Source organism: Mesorhizobium shangrilense (assembly GCF_028826155.1).
Lineage (GTDB): Bacteria > Pseudomonadota > Alphaproteobacteria > Rhizobiales > Rhizobiaceae > Arvimicrobium > Arvimicrobium flavum.
The window spans coordinates 3,823,006-3,841,598 of sequence record NZ_JAQGPN010000001.1 but is presented as its reverse complement, the minus strand read 5'-3'; the positions used below and the strand labels follow the sequence as shown (position 1 = coordinate 3,841,598).

Below are 18,593 nucleotides of genomic sequence, written 5' to 3'. Positions count from 1 at the left end.
GCGACACCGAATGAGGCGGCTTCAAGGCAACGTCGCCGCCTACTGGAATGCGGTCTCCGAAAAACTGCGCAGCTTACGCGAATGCAGTCTTTCAACCGGCATGGCCGCGAGCTTCTCGACGGCGCGGATGCCGATCGAGAGGTGCTGCGCGACCTGGCGCTTGTAGAACTCGGTCGCCATGCCCGGCAGCTTGAGTTCGCCGTGCAGCGGCTTGTCGGAAACGCACAGCAGTGTGCCGTAGGGCACGCGGAAGCGGAAGCCGTTGGCCGCTATCGTCGCCGACTCCATGTCGAGCGCTATGGCGCGGGATTGCGAGAGCCGTTGCACGGGGCCGCGCTGATCCCGCAGTTCCCAGTTGCGGTTGTCGATAGTGGCGACGGTGCCGGTGCGCATGATGCGCTTCAGGTCGTAGCCGGTCAGGCCCGTGACTTCCGCCACCGCCTCCTGCAGCGCGACCTGGATCTCGGCCAGCGGCGGGATCGGGATCCAGACCGGCAGGTCGTCGTCCAGCACGTGGTCTTCGCGCACATAGGCATGCGCAAGCACATAGTCGCCCAGCGCCTGGGTGTTGCGCAGCCCCGCACAGTGGCCGAGCATCAGCCAGGCGTGCGGCCTCAGCACTGCGACGTGGTCGGTGATCGTCTTGGCGTTGGACGGTCCGACGCCGATATTGATCATCGTGATGCCGCCGTGGCCCGGCTTGGTAAGATGATAGGTCGGCATCTGCGGCATGCGGGGCGGTGTCGCCCCTTCCTGCGGAGCCGTCTCTCCGGCAGGGGTGATCACGTTGCCCGGTTCAACGAAGGACGTGTAGCCGCGGCCGCCGTTCGCCATCATCTCGCGTGCGTAGACGCAGAACTCGTCGATGTAGAACTGGTAGTTGGTGAACAGCACGAAGTTCTGGAAATACTGCGGGCTGGTCGCCGTGTAGTGCGAGAGGCGGTGCAGGGAATAATCGATGCGCTGCGCGGTGAAGGGCGCCAGCGGCCTCGGGTCGCCGGGCATGGTCTCCAGCGTGCCGTTGGCGATGTGGTCGTCCGTGCCTTCCAGATCGGGCACGTCGAAGAGATCGCGGATCGGCCTCTTGATGCGGTCGGCGACCGAGCCTTCGACATGCGTGCCCTCGAAGAACGCGAAATGTATCGGGATCGGCGTCTGCGACTCGCCCACGGTCACCGGCGTGCCGTGATTGCGCATCATCAAGTTCAACTGCTCGACGAGATAGCTTTCGAACAGGTCGGGCCGTGTGATGGTCGTGGAAAAATGCCCTGGCGTCGGAAGATGGCCGTATGCCTGCCGCGAGTCGACCTGACTGTACGATGTCGTCTGGATGCTGATCTCGGGATAGAAGGCGCGGTAACGCCGATCGTCCCGGCCGGTGCTGGCCAGCGATGAGAAGGCCTCGCGCAGGAACTTCGTGTTGCGCTCGTAGAGGCCTTTCAACGCCTCCACTGCGGCGCGCGCATCGGTGAAATCGCGACGCGGATAGGGCTCGGGCCGCTCGACGGTCTCAATTGCTCGTGGGTAGATTCTCTTTTCCATGTCCCATTATAGGGACAGTTCTTGACAGATGGGAGATGGTGCGCACCACGCCCTGCAGATTCTGTATGAAGGGAACTTTTCGGGGCTCGATCGCGCTTAAGGCAAAGCCGGAGTGGCGATGGCGCGCGGTCGCGGTCGCTTCGGTGTGGGAGTGCGCTGTTGGCCTCGATCGGTCGACTAGCCCCGCTGCAGACTCACCAGGATGACCAGCCCTGCGCCCATCTTCTTGTGGGCTGGCGCCTCGATCAGCGTGTCCTTCGAGCCGGCGAGCGACGGCGCGACGAGCGCCGGGGCCGCGATCAGCAGCGCGACCAAGGCGGCGCGCGGCAGCAGGCTCAGCGTCTTCGCGATGGTGTTGATGGTCGGGCTCATGTCCTGGTCTCTTCGATCAGCGGCGGCGGCCGCAATTGATGTCCTGGCTGAAGAGGCACGTCGTTCGCGCGTTTTGCCATCCGCGTTCCGTGCGCCCGGCTTGCGCCACCAGGCTGGCGAAGAACATGCTGAACAGCGTCAACAGCAGGCAGACGATGGTGAAGCGGCGTGCGAGCATCGGGGTCTTCCTTCAATGCCTGCACTATGCGGCGAGGCGGCTGAACTGCCTCTGAGCCCGCCGTTCATCTGACGTTCAAAATTCTTGATGGCCGTCCGGGCGCTGCCTGGCTTGCGTTTCGGCTGGGCGCATCTATCTCCATGTCAACGCCACATGGAGGTTCGAGGATGACCACACAGACCAAGCCGATCGAAGTCTACTATTGGCCGACGCCGAACGGCTGGAAAGTCACGGTCATGCTCGAGGAGATCGGCGTTCCCTACGTGGTGAAATACGTCAATATCGGCAAGGGCGAGCAGTTCGAACCGGCATTCCTGAAAATCGCGCCGAACAACCGCATGCCGGCGATCATCGATCCCGAGGGGCCGGGCGGCCAGCCGATCTCGGTCTTCGAATCCGGAGCCATCCTGCAATATCTCGGCCGCAAGTTCGGAAAGCTCTATCCCGAAGACGAGCGCGGCCGCGTCGAGGTCGACCAGTGGCTGTTCTGGCAGATGGGCGGGTTGGGGCCGATGGCCGGCCAGGCGCATCATTTCCGCCAGTACGCGCCGGAGCAGGTTCCCTACGCCATCGACCGCTACACCAATGAGGTGAACAGGCTCTACGGGGTCATGAACAGGCGGCTGGCCGACCGCCCATTCCTCGCCGGCGACTACTCGATCGCCGACATCGCCTCGGTCGGCTGGACGCGGTCCTATAAGAACCAGGGCCAGGACCTCGAGGACTTTCCGCATCTGAAGCGGTGGTTCGACGAGATCACGGCGCGGCCGGCGGTCATACGCGGTTTCGAGGTCGGGCAGGAGCACCGCCGCAACCTTGCCGACGACAAGGATGCGCAAAAGGTGCTCTTCGGCCAGAGGGCGCGAGCCTAGATCGATGTGACGGGCGGGCGCAGTGGTGGTTTGCCCGCGCCCGCTACATCCGCTTCCAGTTCTGCGAACGGCAGATGAGGCCCCCGAGCACGCAACCGCTCATCTTGAGGTTGCTCCCTGACAGCGTCGCCTTGCCGGAATAGGTCTTGTCGTTGGCCGGATCGGTGATCTCGCCGGCGTATTTGCCGTCGCCAGCCGCATTGAGGCTGCCGATGCGCTTTCCTGCGTGCTTGCCGGTCTTCAGCGTGATGGAAAAGGGGCCGCCACCCGCGATCACCGCGGTCTCGCCCGAATCCGTGCGCCAATTGCCGACGATGTCGTCGGCCAGCGCCGCGCCCGAGAGATAGAGTGTGGCGGCGATCGCCAGTCCTGTCCTGCGAAGCATGCGTTTCCCCTGATCGTCACGCCCGCGGCGCTCTTCCACCCCGCGCGGCTCTCCTCTTGCGAGGTGCACAGTAGTCGAAAGGGATTCGGTGCGGAAGCGTCCCCGCTGGGCTCGCGTCATCAGCAGATCGCGGGATCGAAACAGCCCTCGTCCGAGGCGTTTCGTTGGAGGTGGTCGGCTTGCAACCGTCCTGCGTGGTTATCAAAGACTTGCCTTTGGCAGGGGACATTTTCAGCGAAATTTCGTCAATTACCAGCGAATCCGCGGCTCTTGATGCTTAACGAATTCCCGCGTTTACCTCTTGTTTTAGCTTTGTTTTCCGCAAATTAAGCAAGCCATTTAACGGCGGATTCAAGGCTCCCCGGCACTCTCGAAAGCATCGAAAGAGCGGCCCGCAGATGACGGGCAAGCGCTCTCGGGAGACAGGACAGGGGACGAAACATGGCACGTTTTGAGATACTCGACGCAGGCTTCGGCACCATGGGCTCGACGGCTCAGGCCGACATTCTTCTGGAACTGGGCATGATGTACGCGACTGGCCGCGATTGCGAACTTGATCCGGTCGCCGCTCACAAGTGGCTGAACATCGCCGCGATCAAGGGTTCGACGCGCGCTGCAGAGCTGCGCTCCGAGCTTTCCGCCACCATGTCGAAGCTGGATATCGCCCGCGCCCTTCGCGAGGCCCGTGAGTGGATGACGATGCACTGAGCGAACGCATTCCGGGCGCGGCCTCCGGCCGGCGCTCCAACAGGAAGAACGCGGCAGCCACGGGCGGCCAGCCGCGCGACAGAAAAACAGGGACGTCTGAGTGATCGACCGGGGGCGGCGATCGTTCGAATGAGGGAGCCGCGACCGGCAGGGACAATGCCGGCGCGGCTCTTTTCATGCTGAAAAGGCCTGAGGCCCAATCACCCCCGCATCGATGCGCCTAGACAAACCGCTTCGCCGGTGAAACTCTCGTCTGATGTCCGGCTCGCTGCCGCGCATCCAAGGAGGATAGATAATGAAGTTGAGGAATATTCTCGCGGCGTCCGTCGCCGCGCTGACGATCAGCGCCAGCGCTGCCGTAGCCGAGGAGATCTCGATCGCGGTGGCCGGCCCGATGACCGGGCAGCTCGCCAATATCGGCGACCAGTTCCGGCAGGGCGCCGAAGCGGCGGCCAAGGCGATCAACGAGAAGGGCGGCGTCGCCGGCAAGCAGATCAAGATCGTCATCGAGGACGATGTGTGCGATCCGAAGCAGGCGATCTCCGTCGCCAACCGCATTGTCGCCAATGGCATCAAGTTCGTCGATGGTCATGCCTGCTCGGGTTCCAGCATTCCGGCATCGGCAGTCTACGCGGAAGGGGGCGTGCTGATGATGAGCCCGGCCTCGTCGAACCCGGAACTCACCGATGCGGCCGCCAAGGCCGGGTGGCCGACCATCATGCGGCTTTATACGCGCGATGACGCGCAGGGCGCCTATATCGGCCCGTGGATCGCCAAGAAGTACGCCGGCAAGAACGTTGTCGTCCTGCACGACAAGAGCGCCTACGGGCAGGGCGTCGCCGATGCCGTCAAGGCGACGATGAACGCCAATGGCCTCACCGAAGTTCTCTACGAAGGCATCAACGCTGGTGAGAAGGACTATTCGGCGCTGGTCACCAAGCTGAAGGAGCTGAAGGCGGACGTTGTCTATTTCGGCGGCTATCACCCCGAGGCCGGTCTCATGCTGCGCCAGTCGGCCGAGCAGAACTTCAAGTTCCAGCTGATCATGCCGGACTCGATCGCGTCGCCCGAATTCTGGCAGATTGCCGGCCCGGCGGGTGAGGGCACGATGTTCGTGTTTCCGTCCGATCCCCAGGCGCGTCCCGAGGCCAAGGAAGCGGTCGAGAAGATCAAGGCCGGCGGCTTCGTGCCGGAAGGCTTCACGCTGTTCTCCTACGCGACGATCCAGGCCATTGCCCAGGGCATTGAGCGCGCCGGTACCGACGAGGACCCAGCCGCTGTCGCCGCCGCACTGAAGGACGGCAAACCGGTGGATACGGTGATCGGCCCGATCGCCTTCGACAAGAAGGGCGACATCAAGGACGCCAAGTACGACATCAACCAGTGGCACGACGGCAAATACGCGCCGATCCAGCCGTAACTGGCCCCAGCACTCGGGTTGCAAGGAACATGGCCGGACGACCTCCGGCCATGTTTCGTTTCGGCTACCGGCTCGCCGGATCACGCTTGGCCTGATGCAGGCGGGGCGAGACGCGAAAAGGAGAGGCGTCGGCGCTCCAGTGCACTCACCCGGACGACCAGCTCTTTTGCGACAGCGCCATCAGCCTTGGCCTGCATCGGCCCCTTTGGTCAGCGATTCTCATCGAAGGTGACGATCGAGACTTCACCTTCGATGGCGCCCTGGTAGGCCGATGCGTGCGGCTCCTCGTCCGGCATGCCCTCCATCTCGCCGATCTGGTCCAGCTCGGCTTCCGCAAAACCTTCCTTGGCCAGCGCTTCGAGCGCGGCGCGGACAGCGCTGTCGTCGTCAGGCGCCACCAGCATCACATGTACGCCCTCGGCGACGCCGCCCTTCCGGCGCCAGACTCGTCCGGTGATGATGGTGACGGGCTGCTGCTCATTGTCGTTCACGGCTGATTCTCTTCCGGTGTCGCTGTTCCTACCGTGATTCTATCCCGGTTCCATGCGAGAGCACATGCGAATCTGGGGTGACCATCGCATCGCGTCATATTCTTCTTCGCGGCTGCACAATGGAGAAACATTGTTGCGCTGCGGTTTTTGCAAGCCAGCCAACCGCTTGCGGCACGCCAGATTCTGCGGCTTCGGGCTTGACGCATCCCCACGCTCCGAGTAGAAGCCGCCTCGTCTGAACCGATGTGAGGCCTGGGTTTCGAGACGTCGCGTCTTGGAGTTAAGCCTCAAACAGGGTTCGTTCTACGAGCGAATAGACATTGCCGGCATGCACGAAGCTGCAAACGCTTCCTCTGCTTTTGTTCGGGCGGAACCGTAAGACACGGTTTTTTGCCCGAATTTGCGTATGGAAATTCCGCTCGGAACGACCCGAAAGGGTTTTCGACACGAGATTGAGATCTAGAAGGAAGGTTTGATGCCTACCGTAAACCAGCTGATCCGCAAGCCGCGCATTGCGCCGGTGAAGCGCAACAAGGTTCCGGCCATGCAGCAGAACCCGCAGAAGCGGGGCGTCTGCACGCGCGTCTACACGACGACGCCGAAGAAGCCGAACTCGGCGCTCCGCAAGGTGGCCAAGATCCGCTTGACCAATGGCTTCGAGGTGATTGGTTACATTCCGGGTGAAGGTCACAACCTTCAGGAGCACTCCGTGGTCATGATCCGCGGCGGCCGCGTCAAGGATCTTCCGGGCGTGCGCTATCACATCATTCGCGGCGTGCTTGACACTCAGGGTGTGAAGAACCGCAAGCAGCGTCGTTCGAAGTACGGCGCCAAGCGTCCGAAGTAAGTGCTTTTTCCCGGCTTCGGTGCTTTTGCATGCGCCGGGCCGTCGATAGCGAGAGACGAAAAGTATGTCCCGACGTCATAGTGCAGAGAAGCGCGAGATTAACCCGGACCCGAAGTTCGGCGATCTTGTCGTCACCAAGTTCATGAACGCCGTCATGTACCACGGCAAGAAGTCGATCGCCGAGACGATCGTCTATGGCGCCCTGGATCAGGTTCAGGCGAAGACGAAGCAGGAGCCGGTCACGGTCTTCCATCAGGCGCTCGACAACGTTGCTCCGCACGTCGAGGTTCGTTCGCGTCGTGTTGGTGGCGCCACGTATCAGGTTCCCGTGGATGTTCGTCCGGAGCGCCGTCAGGCGCTGGCCATCCGCTGGCTGATCACGGCCGCCCGCAACCGCAACGAAACGACGATGGTCGATCGCCTGTCGGGCGAGCTGATGGATGCGGCGAATAATCGCGGCACCGCCGTCAAGAAGCGCGAAGACACCCACAAGATGGCGGAAGCCAACCGCGCTTTCGCGCACTACCGCTGGTAAGCGCGAACGAACGAGCAAGAGGCACCTTCCATGGCCCGCGAATTTAAGATCGAAGACTACCGCAATTTCGGCATCATGGCGCATATCGACGCCGGCAAGACGACGACGACGGAGCGCATCCTTTACTACACCGGCAAAAGCCACAAGATGGGCGAGACGCACGATGGCGCGTCCACCATGGACTGGATGGAGCAGGAGCAGGAGCGCGGTATCACGATCACGTCCGCAGCCACCACGACTTCGTGGAAGGGCCGTGACGGCAAGGTTCGTCGCTTCAACATTATCGACACGCCCGGCCACGTCGACTTCACCATCGAGGTCGAGCGTTCGCTGCGCGTGCTCGACGGCGCCATCGCCCTGCTCGATTCCAACGCGGGCGTCGAGCCGCAGACCGAGACGGTCTGGCGTCAGGCCGAGAAGTATCATGTTCCGCGCATGATCTTCTGCAACAAGATGGACAAGATCGGCGCCGACTTTTACCGGTGCCTCGACATGATCAAGTCGCGCCTCGGTGCGGTTCCCGTCGCCATGCAGCTGCCGATCGGCGCTGAGAGCGATTTCCAGGGCGTCGTCGATCTGATCGAGATGAAGGCGCTGATCTGGCGCGACGAAGCTCTCGGTGCGCAGTGGGACGTCGTCGAGATCCCGGCCGATCTCAAGGAGAAGGCCGAGGAATATCGCGAGAAGATGATCGAGGCCGCCGTCGAGATGGAAGAGGCCGCGATGGAGGCCTATCTCGAGGGCAATCTGCCCGACAACGACAAGATCCGCGAACTGATCCGCATCGGCACGATCGCCGTGAAGTTCCATCCGGTCTATTGCGGCACTGCGTTCAAGAACAAGGGCGTGCAGCCCCTGCTCGACGCCGTCGTCGACTTCCTGCCGGCTCCGGACGAAGTTCCTGACATCAAGGGCATCGATCCCAAGACTGAGGCCGAGGTCACCCGCAAGTCGTCGGACAACGAGCCTCTGTCGATGCTGGCGTTCAAGATCATGAACGATCCGTTCGTCGGCTCGCTGACCTTCTGCCGCATCTATTCGGGCAAGCTGACCAAGGGCATCTCGCTCGACAACACCGTCAAGGGCAAGAAAGAGCGCATCGGCCGCATGCTGCAGATGCATTCGAATGCCCGTTCGGACATCGAGGAGGCATTTGCCGGCGACATCGTCGCTCTGGCCGGCCTCAAGGACACGACGACCGGCGATACGCTGTGCGATCCGCTGAAGCCCGTTATCCTGGAGCGTATGGAGTTCCCTGATCCGGTCATCCAGATCGCGATCGAGCCGAAGACCAAGGGCGACCAGGAAAAGATGGGCCTCGCGCTCAATCGCCTTGCCGCTGAGGATCCGTCCTTCCGCGTGAAGACTGACGAAGAGTCCGGCCAGACGATCATCGCCGGCATGGGCGAGCTCCACCTCGACATTCTGGTCGACCGTATGCGTCGCGAATTCAAGGTCGAAGCCAACGTCGGCGCTCCGCAGGTGGCTTATCGCGAGACGATCACGCGCCTTGCCGAAGTGGATTACACCCACAAGAAGCAGACGGGCGGCACGGGTCAGTTCGCTCGCGTCAAGCTGGTCTTCGAGCCCAACCCCGAAGGCGAGGATTTCGTGTTCGAATCCAAGATCGTCGGCGGTGCGGTGCCGAAGGAGTACATCCCGGGCGTCCAGAAGGGCATCCAGAGCGTGTTGTCTTCCGGTCCGATTGCGGGCTTCCCGATGCTGGGCGTGAAGGCGACGCTGATCGACGGCGCATACCACGACGTCGACTCTTCGGTCCTGGCGTTCGAAATCGCTTCCCGCGCCGCGTTCCGCGAGGGTGCACAGAAGGCTGGCGCCCAGCTGCTCGAGCCGATCATGAAGGTCGAGGTGGTGACGCCTGAGGACTATGTCGGCAACGTGATCGGCGACCTGAACGGCCGTCGCGGTCAGATCCAGGGCCAGGAAAGCCGTGGCATCGCCGTCGTCGTCAACGCGATGGTTCCGCTCGCCAACATGTTCAAGTACGTCGACAGTCTGCGCTCGATGTCGCAGGGCCGCGCCCAGTACACGATGCAGTTCGACCATTATGAGCCGGTGCCGACCGCGGTGGCTCAGGAAATCCAGAAGAAGTACGCGTAATCCCCGGGATTTGCGCGAACACCCTAATCTAGTGCCGCACGCGGCGTAAGAAAGAATGGAGAGCTCACATGGCCAAAGGTAAATTCGAGCGTACGAAGCCTCATGTGAACGTTGGGACGATTGGACACGTCGACCACGGCAAGACGTCGCTGACGGCGGCGATCACGAAGTTCTTCGGCGAGTTCAAGGCGTACGAGCAGATCGACGCGGCGCCGGAAGAGAAGGCGCGCGGCATCACGATCTCGACGTCGCACGTCGAGTACGAGACGCCGAACCGTCACTATGCGCACGTCGACTGCCCCGGCCACGCCGACTACGTGAAGAACATGATCACCGGCGCGGCGCAGATGGACGGCGCCATCCTGGTGGTGTCGGCGGCCGACGGCCCGATGCCGCAGACCCGCGAGCACATCCTGCTGGCCCGTCAGGTCGGCGTTCCGGCGATCGTGGTGTTCCTGAACAAGTGCGACATGGTCGACGATCCGGAGCTGCTCGAGCTGGTCGAGCTGGAGGTGCGCGAGCTTCTGTCGAAGTACGAGTTCCCGGGCGACGACATTCCGATCATCAAGGGCTCGGCGCTGGCCGCCCTCGAGGATAGCAACAAGGAGCTCGGCGAGGACGCGGTCCGCAAGCTGATGGAGGCCGTCGACAGCTACATCCCGACGCCGGAGCGTCCGATCGACAAGCCGTTCCTGATGCCGATCGAGGACGTGTTCTCGATCTCGGGCCGCGGCACGGTGGTGACGGGTCGCGTCGAGCGCGGCATCGTCAAGGTCGGCGAGGAGCTTGAGATCGTCGGTATCCGTCCGACCTCGAAGACGACCTGCACCGGCGTCGAGATGTTCCGCAAGCTGCTCGACCAGGGCCAGGCCGGCGACAACATCGGCGCGCTCTTGCGCGGCGTCGACCGCGAGGGCGTCGAGCGCGGCCAGGTTCTGGCCAAGCCGGGCTCGGTGAAGCCGCACAAGAAGTTCAAGGCCGAGGCCTACATCCTGACCAAGGAGGAGGGCGGCCGCCACACGCCGTTCTTCACCAACTACCGTCCGCAGTTCTACTTCCGCACGACGGACGTGACCGGCGTGGTGACGCTGCCGGAGGGCACCGAGATGGTGATGCCCGGCGACAACATCACGGTCGACGTCGAGCTGATCGTGCCAATCGCCATGGAGGAGCGCCTGCGCTTCGCCATCCGCGAAGGCGGCCGCACCGTCGGCGCCGGCATCGTCGCCGCGATTGTTGAGTAACGAGCAAACCAAGTGATCTGTCGCGGGCGGGAATACGCCCGCGCCGCGCCAGAACAAGGAATAGACTAGATGAACGGCCAAAATATCCGCATACGCCTCAAAGCGTTTGATCACCGGGTGCTCGATGCCTCGACGCGCGAGATCGTGTCGACCGCCAAGCGCACCGGCGCCAACGTCCGGGGCCCGATTCCGCTGCCGACGCGGATCGAGAAGTTCACGGTCAACCGCTCGCCTCACATCGACAAGAAGAGCCGCGAGCAGTTCGAGATGCGCACGCACAAGCGTCTGCTCGACATCGTCGATCCGACCCCCCAGACGGTCGATGCGCTGATGAAGCTCGACTTGGCCGCAGGCGTCGACGTCGAAATCAAGCTCTGAGAGCTGAAACATGAGCCGACCGGGAAGTTCCGGTGCGGCTCCTCTGAAGGAAGATGAACCGATGCGTTCAGGTGTAATTGCAAAGAAGGTGGGGATGACGCGCGTCTACAACGACGCTGGCGAGCACATCCCGGTCACCGTTCTCCAGATGGAGAATTGCCAGGTCGTGGCACAGCGCACGCAGGAGAAGAACGGCTACACCGCCGTCCAGCTCGGCGTCGGCCTCAGCAAGGTCAAGAACACGTCCAAGGCGATGCGCGGCCATTTTGCGGCTGCTTCCGTCGAGCCCAAGGCGAAGGTGGCCGAGTTCCGCGTAACCCCCGAGAACCTTCTCGACGTGGGTGCGGAGATCACGGTTGACCACTTCGTCGCCGGCCAGAAGGTCGACGTCACCGGCACCTCGGTAGGCAAGGGCTTCCAGGGCGTCATGAAGCGCCACAATTTTGGCGGCGGCCGTGCCACCCACGGTAACTCGGTCTCGCACCGTACGCACGGCTCGACTGGCCAGCGCCAGGATCCGGGTCGCGTGTTCAAGGGCAAGAAGATGGCCGGCCACATGGGTGACACCCGCGTGACCACGCAGAACGTCGAGATCGTTTCGACCGACGCGGACCGCGGCCTGATCCTCATCCGCGGTGCGGTTCCGGGCTCCAAGGGCGCCTGGATCCTGGTTCGCGATGCGGCCAAGAGCGCGCTGCCCGCCAATGCGCCGAAGCCGGCTGCCATTCGCGCTGCGGCCAAGTCTGAGGCTCCGGCCACCCAGGGAGCGGAATAATGGACATCAAGATCACCACGCTCGCCGGCAAGGAAGCCGGTCAGGTGAAGCTCTCCGAGGAGATCTTCGGCCTCGACCCGCGCGAGGACATCCTGCAGCGCGTCGTGCGCTGGCAGCTCGCCAAGAAGCAGCAGGGCACGCACAAGACGAAGGGGCGCGCCGAGATCGCGCGCACCGGCGCCAAGATGTACAAGCAGAAGGGGACCGGCCGCGCCCGTCACTCTTCGGCTCGTGCACCGCAGTTCCGCGGCGGCGGCAAGGCCCACGGCCCGGTTGTCCGCAGCCATGAGCACGACCTGCCCAAGAAGGTGCGCGCACTCGGCCTGAGGCATGCGCTGTCGGCCAAGGCCAAGTCGTCCAGCATCATCGTCATCGACGAGCTGAAGCTGGCCGAGGCCAAGACCAAGGCGCTGGCGGCCAACCTGTCGGCGCTCGGTCTGACCAATGCGCTGGTCATCGGTGGTGCGGAGCTCGACGTGAACTTCAAGCGCGCGGCGACCAACATCCCGAACATCGACGTGCTGCCGATTCAGGGCATCAACGTCTACGACATTCTGCGCCGCGGCACGCTGGTCCTTTCGAAGGCCGCCGTCGAGGCTCTCGAGGAGCGCTTCAAATGACTGACCTTCGCCACTACGACGTGATCGTCAGCCCGGCGATCACCGAGAAGTCGACCATGGCTTCCGAACAGAACCAGGTCGTATTCAACGTCGCCCGCAAGGCGACGAAGCCGGAAATCAAGGCGGCCATCGAAGCGCTGTTCAGCGTGAAGGTGACCAGCGTGAACACGCTCGTCCGCAAGGGCAAGGTAAAGCGGTTCCGCGGCACGGTCGGCCGGCAGAGCGACGTGAAAAAGGCGATTGTGACGCTGGCCGACGGCCAGTCGATCGACGTCGCCACGGGCCTCTGAGCTAAGGCGCGAGGACAGGACAATGGCACTCAAGAAATTCAAGCCGGTTACCCCAGGCACCCGCCAGTTGGTCATCGTCGACCGTTCGGGCCTCTACAAGGGCAAGCCGGTCAAGGGTCTGACCGAAGGTCTGACCAAGTCGGGCGGCCGCAACAACTACGGACGCATCACGGCCCGTTTCATCGGCGGCGGTCACAAGCAGACCTATCGTATCGTCGACTTCAAGCGTCGCAAGCTTGACGTCTCGGCGACCGTCGAGCGGCTGGAATACGACCCGAACCGCACTGCGTTCCTCGCGCTGTTGAAGTATGAGGACGGAGAGCTTAGCTACATCCTTGCGCCGCAGCGAGTCGCGGCTGGCGACAAGGTCGTGGCTGGCGAATCGGTTGACGTGAAGCCTGGCAACGCGATGCCGCTGCAGTCGATGCCGGTCGGCACGATCGTGCATAATGTCGAGCTGAAGCCCGGTAAGGGCGGTCAGATCGCCCGTTCGGCAGGCACCTATGCCCAGCTGGTCGGTCGCGATCAGGGCATGGCGATCCTGCGGCTGAACTCGGGTGAGCAGCGTATCGTGCACGGCTCGTGCTTCGCCACTGTTGGCGCGGTGTCGAACCCCGACCACGGCAACGTGAACCTGGGCAAGGCCGGCCGCAAGGTCTGGCTCGGCAAGCGTCCGCATAACCGCGGCGTCACCATGAACCCCGTCGATCACCCGCACGGCGGCGGCGAGGGCCGCACCTCGGGCGGACGTCACCCAGTGACGCCCTGGGGCAAGCCGACGAAGGGCAAGAAGACGCGGTCCAACAAGGCGACCGACAAGTTCATCATGCGCTCGCGCCATGCGCGCAAGAGCTAAGAAGAGGTAGCTGTAGTGACACGTTCAGTCTGGAAAGGCCCGTTCATCGACGGCTATCTGCTGAAGAAGGCAGACAAGGTCCGTGAAGGCGGCCGCAACGAGGTGATCAAGATGTGGACCCGCCGGTCCACCATCCTGCCGCAGTTCGTGGGGCTCACCTTCGGCGTTTACAACGGCCAGAAGCACATTCCGGTCTCCGTCTCGGAAGAGATGGTCGGCCACAAGTTCGGTGAGTTCGCTCCGACCCGCACCTATTATGGTCACGGCGCGGACAAGAAGGCGAAGAGGAAGTAACGATGGGCAAGGCCAAAGCTCCGCGCAGGCTTGCTGACAACGAGGCGCGTGCCGTCCTGCGCACGATCCGTATCAGCCCGCAGAAGCTGAACCTGGTTGCCGCCATGATCCGCGGCAAGAAGGTGCAGACCGCGCTCAACGATCTGGAATTCTCGCGCAAGCGCATCTCCGAGACCGTCAAGAAGACTCTGGAATCGGCGATCGCCAATGCAGAGAACAATCACGATCTCGATGTCGACGCGCTGGTGGTGGCCGAGGCCTATGTCGGCAAGTCGATCGTCATGAAGCGCTTCCACGCCCGTGGCCGTGGTCGCGCCAGCCGCGTCGAGAAGCCGTTTTCGCACCTCACGATCGTCGTTCGCGAAGTCGAAGAGAAAGAGGAGGCCGCCTGATGGGCCAGAAAATCAATCCGATCGGTCTCCGCCTCGGCATCAACCGCACCTGGGATTCGCGTTGGTACGCGAACACCGGCGAATACGGCCAGCTGCTTCACGAAGACCTCAAGATCCGTGAGTACCTGAAGAAGGAGCTCAAGCAGGCGGCGGTGTCGAAGATCGTCATCGAGCGCCCGCACAAGAAGTGCCGCGTGACCATCCATGCTGCGCGTCCGGGTCTGATCATTGGCCGCAAGGGCGCCGACATCGAGAAGCTGCGCAAGAAGCTGACCGAGATGACGAAGGCGGAAACGCACCTCAACATCGTAGAGGTTCGCAAGCCAGAGACCGACGCCACGCTGGTCGCGCAGTCCATCGCGCAGCAGCTCGAGCGCCGCATCGCGTTCCGCCGCGCCATGAAGCGTGCGGTTCAGTCGGCCATGCGGCTGGGCGCCGAGGGCATCCGTATCAACTGCGCCGGCCGTCTGGGCGGCGCTGAGATCGCCCGCATGGAATGGTACCGTGAAGGTCGCGTGCCGCTGCACACGCTGCGCGCCGATGTGGACTACGGTACCGCCGAAGCGCAGACGGCCTATGGCATCTGCGGCGTCAAGGTCTGGGTGTTCAAGGGCGAGATCCTTGAGCACGATCCGATGGCTTCGGAGCGCCGCGCGACCGAAGGCGAGCATTCGCACCAGGGCGAACGCGAACGCGGCCGCCGTCGCGAAAACGCCTGAGCATTGAGGATTTGGAGTAAGGACGATGTTGCAGCCTAAGCGCACAAAGTTCCGCAAGCAGTTCAAGGGCCGCATCCACGGCGCCGCCAAGGGCGGCACCAACCTTGACTTCGGCGGCTTCGGACTGAAGGCATTGGAACCGAACCGCGTGACGGCTCGTGAGATCGAGGCGGCTCGCCGGGCGATCACCCGCGAGATGAAGCGCCAGGGTCGCGTGTGGATCCGTATTTTCCCGGATCTGCCGGTGACCTCGAAGCCCACCGAAGTCCGCATGGGCAAGGGTAAGGGCGCAGTTGATTACTGGGCGGCGCGCGTCAAGCCGGGCCGCGTGATGTTCGAGATCGACGGGGTCGACGAGACGACGGCTCGCGAGGCTCTGCGCCTCGGCGCCGCCAAGCTCTCGGTCAGGACGCGCTTCATCCAGCGCATCGCGGAATAGGAAGGTTTTGATCATGAAAGCTTCAGATATCAGGACCAAGACCCCGGACCAGCTCAACGACGACCTGGGGAGCCTCAAGAAGGAGCAGTTCAACCTGCGCTTCCAGAAGGCGACGGGTCAGCTCGAGAAGACAGGGCGCGTGAAGCAGGTCCGCCGGGACATCGCGCGCATCAAGACCATCGCCGCTGAAAAAGCGGCCGGCAAGAAGGCATAAGGACAACAACGATGCCAAAGCGCGTTTTGCAGGGCACGGTCGTCAGCGACAAGAACGACAAGACCGTGGTGGTCAAGGTGGAGCGTCGCTTCACGCACCCGGTCATGAAGAAGGTCGTCCGCATGACCAAGAAGTACAAGGCGCATGACGAGAGCAATGCGCACAAGGTCGGCGACATGGTCTTCATCGAAGAGTCGAAGCCGATTTCGAAGGATAAACGCTGGGTCGTCATTACCGAAGCCCAGGCGCAATAACAGAGTTTGGACAGCCGGGGAGGGCGATAGAACACCTCCCGGAATGAATAAGAAGGCGGCCAGTCATGATTCAGATGCAAACAAACCTCGACGTCGCGGACAATTCCGGCGCCCGTCGTGTCATGTGCATCAAGGTGCTGGGCGGTTCGAAGCGGAAGTACGCCTCGGTCGGCGACATCATCGTCGTGTCGATCAAGGACGCCATTCCGCGCGGCCGCGTGAAGAAGGGCGACGTGATGAAGGCGGTCGTGGTGCGCACGGCCAAGGACATCCGCCGCCCGGACGGCAGCGTGATCCGTTTCGACAAGAACGCAGCCGTTCTCGTCGATAACAAGAAAGAGCCGATCGGCACGCGTATCTTCGGCCCGGTTCCGCGCGAGCTTCGCGCCAAGAACCACATGAAGATCATCTCGCTCGCGCCGGAAGTGCTGTAAGGAGCCGGTTGAAATGCAGAAGATTCGTAAAGGCGACAAGGTCGTCGTCCTGGCCGGCAAGGACAAGGGCCGCACCGGAGAGGTGCTGTCCGTGCAGCCGAAGGACGACACCGCCATCGTGCGCGGCGTGAACCAGATCCGCCGCCATCAGAAGCAGACGCAGTCCCAGGAAGGCGGCATCATCACCAAGGAAGCGCCGATCCATCTGTCCAACCTCGCGATCGCCGACCCCAAGGACGGCAAGCCGACCCGCGTCGGGTTCCGCGTCGAGACGGACGGCAAGAAGGTGCGCGTCGCCAAGCGCTCGGGAGAAGTCATCAATGGCTAAGGCAGCTGAATACACGCCGCGGCTCAAGAAGGTCTACAACGAGACCATCCGCAAGACGCTGCAGGAGCAGTTCAAGTACGACAACGAGATGCAGATTCCGCGCATCGACAAGATCGTGCTGAACATGGGTGTCGGTGAGTCCACCGGCGATTCCAAGAAGCCCTCGATTGCGGCCGAAGACCTGGCGCTGATCGCCGGCCAGAAGCCGGTCATCACCCGTGCGCGCAATTCGATCGCCGGCTTCAAGCTTCGCGAGAACATGCCGATCGGCACGAAGGTTACGCTGCGCAAGGAGCGCATGTACGAGTTCATGGATCGCCTCGTGAACATCGCGCTGCCGCGCGTTCGCGACTTCCGTGGCTTGAACCCGAAGAGCTTTGACGGCCGTGGCAACTACGCCATGGGCATCAAGGAGCACATCGTGTTCCCGGAGATCAACTACGACAAGGTTGATCAGATCTGGGGCATGGACATCATCGTTTGTACGACTGCCAAGACGGACGACGAGGCCAGGGCGCTGCTCAAGGCCTTCAACTTCCCCTTCCGGCAGTAACGGCAGCGATCAGAGGATTTTTGAGAAATGGCAAAGACCAGCTCAGTCGAGAAGAACAATCGTCGGCGCAAGCTGGTCGATCAGTACGCCGCGAAGCGCAAGGCGCTCAAGGACGTGGTGATGGACCAGTCGAAGCCGCTCGAGGAGCGTTTCCGCGCACAGCTGAAGCTCAGCGAACTGCCGCGTAACTCGTCGAAGACCCGTATCCGCAACCGCTGCGAAGTCACCGGTCGTCCGCGGGCCGTGTATCGCAAGCTGAAGATGTCGCGCGTTGCACTGCGCGAGCTCGGCAACAACGGCCTGATCCCGGGCCTGGTCAAGTCGAGCTGGTAAGGAGGGCATGATATGTCAGTGAATGATCCTCTGGGCGATATGCTCACGCGCATTCGTAACGCCATCGGCCGCAAGAAGACGAAGGTGTCCACTCCGGCCTCGCGCCTGCGTGCCCGCGTTCTCGAGGTGCTGAAGACCGAAGGCTACATCCGCGATTACAGCCAGACCGATTTCGAGAACGGCAAGTCTGAGATCGAGATCGAGCTCAAGTATTTCGACGGCGTTCCGGTGATCCGCGAGATCGCCCGCGTCTCGAAGCCGGGCCGCCGCGTCTACGTGTCGGTGAAGTCGATCCCGCAGGTCGCCAACGGCCTCGGCATTTCGATTCTGTCGACGCCGAAGGGCGTGATGGCTGATCATGAAGCCCGTGAACAGAATGTCGGCGGAGAGATCCTCTGCCAGATATTCTGATCTGACGGCGGCTAGAAGATAGAGGAGACAACGATGTCTCGTATTGGCAAGAAACCCGTCGCCGTCCCGGCAGGCGTCACCGCCGCGGTCAATGGTCAGACGGTGACTGCGAAGGGCCCGAAGGGCGAACTCAAGTTCGTGGTGAACGAGGAAGTCCTGGTCAAGCTGGAAGACGGCCATATCGCCGTCGAGCCTCGCGACCAGTCGAAGGATGCGCGTTCGAAGTGGGGCATGTCCCGCACCCAGATCGAGAACATCCTGACGGGCGTGAAGGACGGCTTCGAGCGCAAGCTCGAGATCACCGGCGTCGGCTATCGTGCAGCGATGCAGGGCAAGAACCTGCAGCTCGCGCTCGGCTTCAGCCACGACGTGGTCTACCAGACGCCGGAAGGCATCACGATCGTCACGCCGAAGCCGACCGAGATCACTATCTCGGGCATCGACAGGCAGCAGGTTGGCCAGGTCGCGGCCGAGATCCGCAAGTATCGCGGTCCCGAGCCCTACAAGGGCAAGGGCGTGCGCTACGCGGGCGAGAAGATCTTCCGCAAGGAAGGCAAGAAGAAGTAACGCCACGGATGGCGGTCGCGG

General features: G+C 62.7%; 29 protein-coding genes. 24 read left to right on the top strand and 5 right to left on the bottom strand.

Annotation, left to right across the window (positions count from 1 at the left end):
- Positions 1-39: 39 nt before the first annotated feature.
- The 3 genes from PD284_RS18645 to PD284_RS18635 form a co-directional block, all read right to left on the bottom strand.
- Positions 40-1,542, bottom strand: coding sequence for an AMP nucleosidase (locus PD284_RS18645; protein ID WP_274629647.1), 1,503 nt, complete (start codon positions 1,540-1,542; stop codon positions 40-42).
- A 177-nt stretch (positions 1,543-1,719) separates the two neighbouring features.
- Positions 1,720-1,914 (bottom strand): hypothetical protein, encoded by a 195-nt coding sequence (locus PD284_RS18640; RefSeq protein WP_274629646.1) that lies wholly within the window; start codon positions 1,912-1,914, stop codon positions 1,720-1,722.
- Between the two features lie 16 nt (positions 1,915-1,930).
- Positions 1,931-2,092 (bottom strand): hypothetical protein, encoded by a 162-nt coding sequence (locus tag PD284_RS18635; RefSeq protein ID WP_274629645.1) that lies wholly within the window; start codon positions 2,090-2,092, stop codon positions 1,931-1,933.
- Positions 2,093-2,259: 167 nt separating this feature from the next.
- Here PD284_RS18635 and PD284_RS18630 point away from each other — a divergent pair, with 167 nt between their 5' ends.
- On the top strand, positions 2,260-2,964 hold the full coding sequence (locus PD284_RS18630) for a glutathione S-transferase family protein (protein WP_274629644.1): 705 nt from the start codon (positions 2,260-2,262) through the stop codon (positions 2,962-2,964).
- Positions 2,965-3,007: 43 nt separating this feature from the next.
- On the opposite strand, the gene PD284_RS18625 is transcribed toward PD284_RS18630, so the two are convergent.
- Positions 3,008-3,349: a DUF2147 domain-containing protein gene (locus PD284_RS18625; RefSeq protein WP_274629643.1), complete on the bottom strand. Its 342-nt coding sequence runs from the start codon at positions 3,347-3,349 to the stop codon at positions 3,008-3,010.
- 441 nt (positions 3,350-3,790) lie between these two features.
- Here PD284_RS18625 and PD284_RS18620 point away from each other — a divergent pair, with 441 nt between their 5' ends.
- Both PD284_RS18620 and PD284_RS18615 read left to right on the top strand, forming a co-directional pair.
- Positions 3,791-4,057, top strand: a complete 267-nt coding sequence (locus PD284_RS18620) for an SEL1-like repeat protein (RefSeq protein ID WP_274629642.1) — start codon at positions 3,791-3,793, stop codon at positions 4,055-4,057.
- A 295-nt stretch (positions 4,058-4,352) separates the two neighbouring features.
- Positions 4,353-5,477, top strand: a complete 1,125-nt coding sequence (locus PD284_RS18615; RefSeq protein WP_274629641.1) for an ABC transporter substrate-binding protein — start codon at positions 4,353-4,355, stop codon at positions 5,475-5,477.
- A 209-nt stretch (positions 5,478-5,686) separates the two neighbouring features.
- Here PD284_RS18615 and PD284_RS18610 read toward each other — a convergent pair whose 3' ends face one another.
- Positions 5,687-5,968: a transcriptional regulator gene (locus tag PD284_RS18610; protein ID WP_274629640.1), complete on the bottom strand. Its 282-nt coding sequence runs from the start codon at positions 5,966-5,968 to the stop codon at positions 5,687-5,689.
- A gap of 475 nt (positions 5,969-6,443) precedes the next feature.
- On the opposite strand from PD284_RS18610, the gene rpsL reads away from it, so the two are divergent.
- The 21 genes from rpsL to rplF all read left to right on the top strand — a co-directional run bounded on the left by rpsL (position 6,444) and on the right by rplF (position 18,572).
- A complete protein-coding gene (gene rpsL / locus PD284_RS18605) occupies positions 6,444-6,815 on the top strand; it encodes a 30S ribosomal protein S12 (protein ID WP_006333356.1) in 372 nt (123 codons plus the stop codon).
- Positions 6,816-6,879: 64 nt separating this feature from the next.
- A complete protein-coding gene (gene rpsG, locus PD284_RS18600; protein ID WP_274629639.1) occupies positions 6,880-7,350 on the top strand; it encodes a 30S ribosomal protein S7 in 471 nt (156 codons plus the stop codon).
- Positions 7,351-7,380: 30 nt separating this feature from the next.
- Complete coding sequence (fusA, locus tag PD284_RS18595; RefSeq protein WP_274629638.1) at positions 7,381-9,471, top strand: elongation factor G; 2,091 nt, start codon at positions 7,381-7,383, stop codon at positions 9,469-9,471.
- 68 nt (positions 9,472-9,539) lie between these two features.
- Positions 9,540-10,715 carry an elongation factor Tu gene (gene tuf / locus PD284_RS18590; protein ID WP_274629269.1) on the top strand — a complete coding sequence of 392 codons (1,176 nt, stop codon included), beginning with the start codon at positions 9,540-9,542 and terminating at the stop codon, positions 10,713-10,715.
- Positions 10,716-10,784: 69 nt separating this feature from the next.
- Positions 10,785-11,093 (top strand): 30S ribosomal protein S10, encoded by a 309-nt coding sequence (rpsJ, locus tag PD284_RS18585; protein WP_007066362.1) that lies wholly within the window; start codon positions 10,785-10,787, stop codon positions 11,091-11,093.
- A 61-nt stretch (positions 11,094-11,154) separates the two neighbouring features.
- Positions 11,155-11,868, top strand: coding sequence for a 50S ribosomal protein L3 (gene rplC / locus PD284_RS18580; protein WP_274629637.1), 714 nt, complete (start codon positions 11,155-11,157; stop codon positions 11,866-11,868).
- Complete coding sequence (gene rplD / locus PD284_RS18575) at positions 11,868-12,488, top strand: 50S ribosomal protein L4 (RefSeq protein WP_274629636.1); 621 nt, start codon at positions 11,868-11,870, stop codon at positions 12,486-12,488. The genes rplC and rplD overlap by 1 nt, the downstream gene beginning before the upstream one ends.
- The gene (locus PD284_RS18570) at positions 12,485-12,778 is read left to right on the top strand and encodes a 50S ribosomal protein L23 (RefSeq protein WP_274629635.1); all 294 of its coding nucleotides are present in this window, start codon (positions 12,485-12,487) and stop codon (positions 12,776-12,778) included. Before rplD ends, PD284_RS18570 begins: the two co-directional genes overlap by 4 nt.
- A gap of 22 nt (positions 12,779-12,800) precedes the next feature.
- On the top strand, positions 12,801-13,634 hold the full coding sequence (gene rplB / locus PD284_RS18565; RefSeq protein WP_274629634.1) for a 50S ribosomal protein L2: 834 nt from the start codon (positions 12,801-12,803) through the stop codon (positions 13,632-13,634).
- Between the two features lie 15 nt (positions 13,635-13,649).
- Positions 13,650-13,928: a 30S ribosomal protein S19 gene (rpsS, locus tag PD284_RS18560; RefSeq protein ID WP_274629633.1), complete on the top strand. Its 279-nt coding sequence runs from the start codon at positions 13,650-13,652 to the stop codon at positions 13,926-13,928.
- A gap of 2 nt (positions 13,929-13,930) precedes the next feature.
- Complete coding sequence (gene rplV, locus PD284_RS18555) at positions 13,931-14,320, top strand: 50S ribosomal protein L22 (RefSeq protein ID WP_274629632.1); 390 nt, start codon at positions 13,931-13,933, stop codon at positions 14,318-14,320.
- A complete protein-coding gene (gene rpsC, locus PD284_RS18550) occupies positions 14,320-15,039 on the top strand; it encodes a 30S ribosomal protein S3 (RefSeq protein ID WP_274629631.1) in 720 nt (239 codons plus the stop codon). The genes rplV and rpsC overlap by 1 nt, the downstream gene beginning before the upstream one ends.
- Positions 15,040-15,064: 25 nt before the next feature.
- Entirely contained in the window at positions 15,065-15,478 is a 414-nt protein-coding gene (rplP, locus tag PD284_RS18545) for a 50S ribosomal protein L16 (RefSeq protein WP_274629630.1), read from the top strand.
- 13 nt (positions 15,479-15,491) lie between these two features.
- The gene (rpmC, locus tag PD284_RS18540) at positions 15,492-15,692 is read left to right on the top strand and encodes a 50S ribosomal protein L29 (protein ID WP_274629629.1); all 201 of its coding nucleotides are present in this window, start codon (positions 15,492-15,494) and stop codon (positions 15,690-15,692) included.
- Positions 15,693-15,703: 11 nt separating this feature from the next.
- Positions 15,704-15,946 carry a 30S ribosomal protein S17 gene (rpsQ, locus tag PD284_RS18535; protein WP_274629628.1) on the top strand — a complete coding sequence of 81 codons (243 nt, stop codon included), beginning with the start codon at positions 15,704-15,706 and terminating at the stop codon, positions 15,944-15,946.
- Between the two features lie 65 nt (positions 15,947-16,011).
- Positions 16,012-16,380: a 50S ribosomal protein L14 gene (gene rplN / locus PD284_RS18530; protein ID WP_274629627.1), complete on the top strand. Its 369-nt coding sequence runs from the start codon at positions 16,012-16,014 to the stop codon at positions 16,378-16,380.
- Between the two features lie 13 nt (positions 16,381-16,393).
- Positions 16,394-16,708 (top strand): 50S ribosomal protein L24, encoded by a 315-nt coding sequence (rplX, locus tag PD284_RS18525; protein ID WP_274629626.1) that lies wholly within the window; start codon positions 16,394-16,396, stop codon positions 16,706-16,708.
- Positions 16,701-17,261, top strand: a complete 561-nt coding sequence (gene rplE / locus PD284_RS18520; protein ID WP_274629625.1) for a 50S ribosomal protein L5 — start codon at positions 16,701-16,703, stop codon at positions 17,259-17,261. The genes rplX and rplE overlap by 8 nt, the downstream gene beginning before the upstream one ends.
- Positions 17,262-17,288: 27 nt before the next feature.
- Complete coding sequence (rpsN, locus tag PD284_RS18515) at positions 17,289-17,594, top strand: 30S ribosomal protein S14 (protein WP_274629624.1); 306 nt, start codon at positions 17,289-17,291, stop codon at positions 17,592-17,594.
- A 12-nt stretch (positions 17,595-17,606) separates the two neighbouring features.
- Positions 17,607-18,005, top strand: coding sequence for a 30S ribosomal protein S8 (rpsH, locus tag PD284_RS18510; protein WP_274629623.1), 399 nt, complete (start codon positions 17,607-17,609; stop codon positions 18,003-18,005).
- Between the two features lie 33 nt (positions 18,006-18,038).
- Positions 18,039-18,572, top strand: a complete 534-nt coding sequence (rplF, locus tag PD284_RS18505) for a 50S ribosomal protein L6 (protein WP_274629622.1) — start codon at positions 18,039-18,041, stop codon at positions 18,570-18,572.
- Positions 18,573-18,593: the final 21 nt, after the last annotated feature.

What these genes read in the sequence shown, in the direction of transcription:
- PD284_RS18645 (WP_274629647.1), bottom strand. Translation starts at nt 1,542, where the DNA reads ATGGAAAAGAGAATCTACCCACGAGCAATTGAGACCGTCGAGCGGCCC.
- PD284_RS18640 (WP_274629646.1), bottom strand. Translation starts at nt 1,914, where the DNA reads ATGAGCCCGACCATCAACACCATCGCGAAGACGCTGAGCCTGCTGCCG.
- PD284_RS18635 (WP_274629645.1), bottom strand. Translation starts at nt 2,092, where the DNA reads ATGCTCGCACGCCGCTTCACCATCGTCTGCCTGCTGTTGACGCTGTTC.
- PD284_RS18630 (WP_274629644.1), top strand. Translation starts at nt 2,260, where the DNA reads ATGACCACACAGACCAAGCCGATCGAAGTCTACTATTGGCCGACGCCG.
- PD284_RS18625 (WP_274629643.1), bottom strand. Translation starts at nt 3,349, where the DNA reads ATGCTTCGCAGGACAGGACTGGCGATCGCCGCCACACTCTATCTCTCG.
- PD284_RS18620 (WP_274629642.1), top strand. Translation starts at nt 3,791, where the DNA reads ATGGCACGTTTTGAGATACTCGACGCAGGCTTCGGCACCATGGGCTCG.
- PD284_RS18615 (WP_274629641.1), top strand. Translation starts at nt 4,353, where the DNA reads ATGAAGTTGAGGAATATTCTCGCGGCGTCCGTCGCCGCGCTGACGATC.
- rpsL (WP_006333356.1), top strand. Translation starts at nt 6,444, where the DNA reads ATGCCTACCGTAAACCAGCTGATCCGCAAGCCGCGCATTGCGCCGGTG.
- rpsG (WP_274629639.1), top strand. Translation starts at nt 6,880, where the DNA reads ATGTCCCGACGTCATAGTGCAGAGAAGCGCGAGATTAACCCGGACCCG.
- fusA (WP_274629638.1), top strand. Translation starts at nt 7,381, where the DNA reads ATGGCCCGCGAATTTAAGATCGAAGACTACCGCAATTTCGGCATCATG.
- tuf (WP_274629269.1), top strand. Translation starts at nt 9,540, where the DNA reads ATGGCCAAAGGTAAATTCGAGCGTACGAAGCCTCATGTGAACGTTGGG.
- rpsJ (WP_007066362.1), top strand. Translation starts at nt 10,785, where the DNA reads ATGAACGGCCAAAATATCCGCATACGCCTCAAAGCGTTTGATCACCGG.
- rplC (WP_274629637.1), top strand. Translation starts at nt 11,155, where the DNA reads ATGCGTTCAGGTGTAATTGCAAAGAAGGTGGGGATGACGCGCGTCTAC.
- rplD (WP_274629636.1), top strand. Translation starts at nt 11,868, where the DNA reads ATGGACATCAAGATCACCACGCTCGCCGGCAAGGAAGCCGGTCAGGTG.
- PD284_RS18570 (WP_274629635.1), top strand. Translation starts at nt 12,485, where the DNA reads ATGACTGACCTTCGCCACTACGACGTGATCGTCAGCCCGGCGATCACC.
- rplB (WP_274629634.1), top strand. Translation starts at nt 12,801, where the DNA reads ATGGCACTCAAGAAATTCAAGCCGGTTACCCCAGGCACCCGCCAGTTG.
- rplV (WP_274629632.1), top strand. Translation starts at nt 13,931, where the DNA reads ATGGGCAAGGCCAAAGCTCCGCGCAGGCTTGCTGACAACGAGGCGCGT.
- rpsC (WP_274629631.1), top strand. Translation starts at nt 14,320, where the DNA reads ATGGGCCAGAAAATCAATCCGATCGGTCTCCGCCTCGGCATCAACCGC.
- rplP (WP_274629630.1), top strand. Translation starts at nt 15,065, where the DNA reads ATGTTGCAGCCTAAGCGCACAAAGTTCCGCAAGCAGTTCAAGGGCCGC.
- rpmC (WP_274629629.1), top strand. Translation starts at nt 15,492, where the DNA reads ATGAAAGCTTCAGATATCAGGACCAAGACCCCGGACCAGCTCAACGAC.
- rpsQ (WP_274629628.1), top strand. Translation starts at nt 15,704, where the DNA reads ATGCCAAAGCGCGTTTTGCAGGGCACGGTCGTCAGCGACAAGAACGAC.
- rplN (WP_274629627.1), top strand. Translation starts at nt 16,012, where the DNA reads ATGATTCAGATGCAAACAAACCTCGACGTCGCGGACAATTCCGGCGCC.
- rplX (WP_274629626.1), top strand. Translation starts at nt 16,394, where the DNA reads ATGCAGAAGATTCGTAAAGGCGACAAGGTCGTCGTCCTGGCCGGCAAG.
- rplE (WP_274629625.1), top strand. Translation starts at nt 16,701, where the DNA reads ATGGCTAAGGCAGCTGAATACACGCCGCGGCTCAAGAAGGTCTACAAC.
- rpsN (WP_274629624.1), top strand. Translation starts at nt 17,289, where the DNA reads ATGGCAAAGACCAGCTCAGTCGAGAAGAACAATCGTCGGCGCAAGCTG.
- rpsH (WP_274629623.1), top strand. Translation starts at nt 17,607, where the DNA reads ATGTCAGTGAATGATCCTCTGGGCGATATGCTCACGCGCATTCGTAAC.
- rplF (WP_274629622.1), top strand. Translation starts at nt 18,039, where the DNA reads ATGTCTCGTATTGGCAAGAAACCCGTCGCCGTCCCGGCAGGCGTCACC.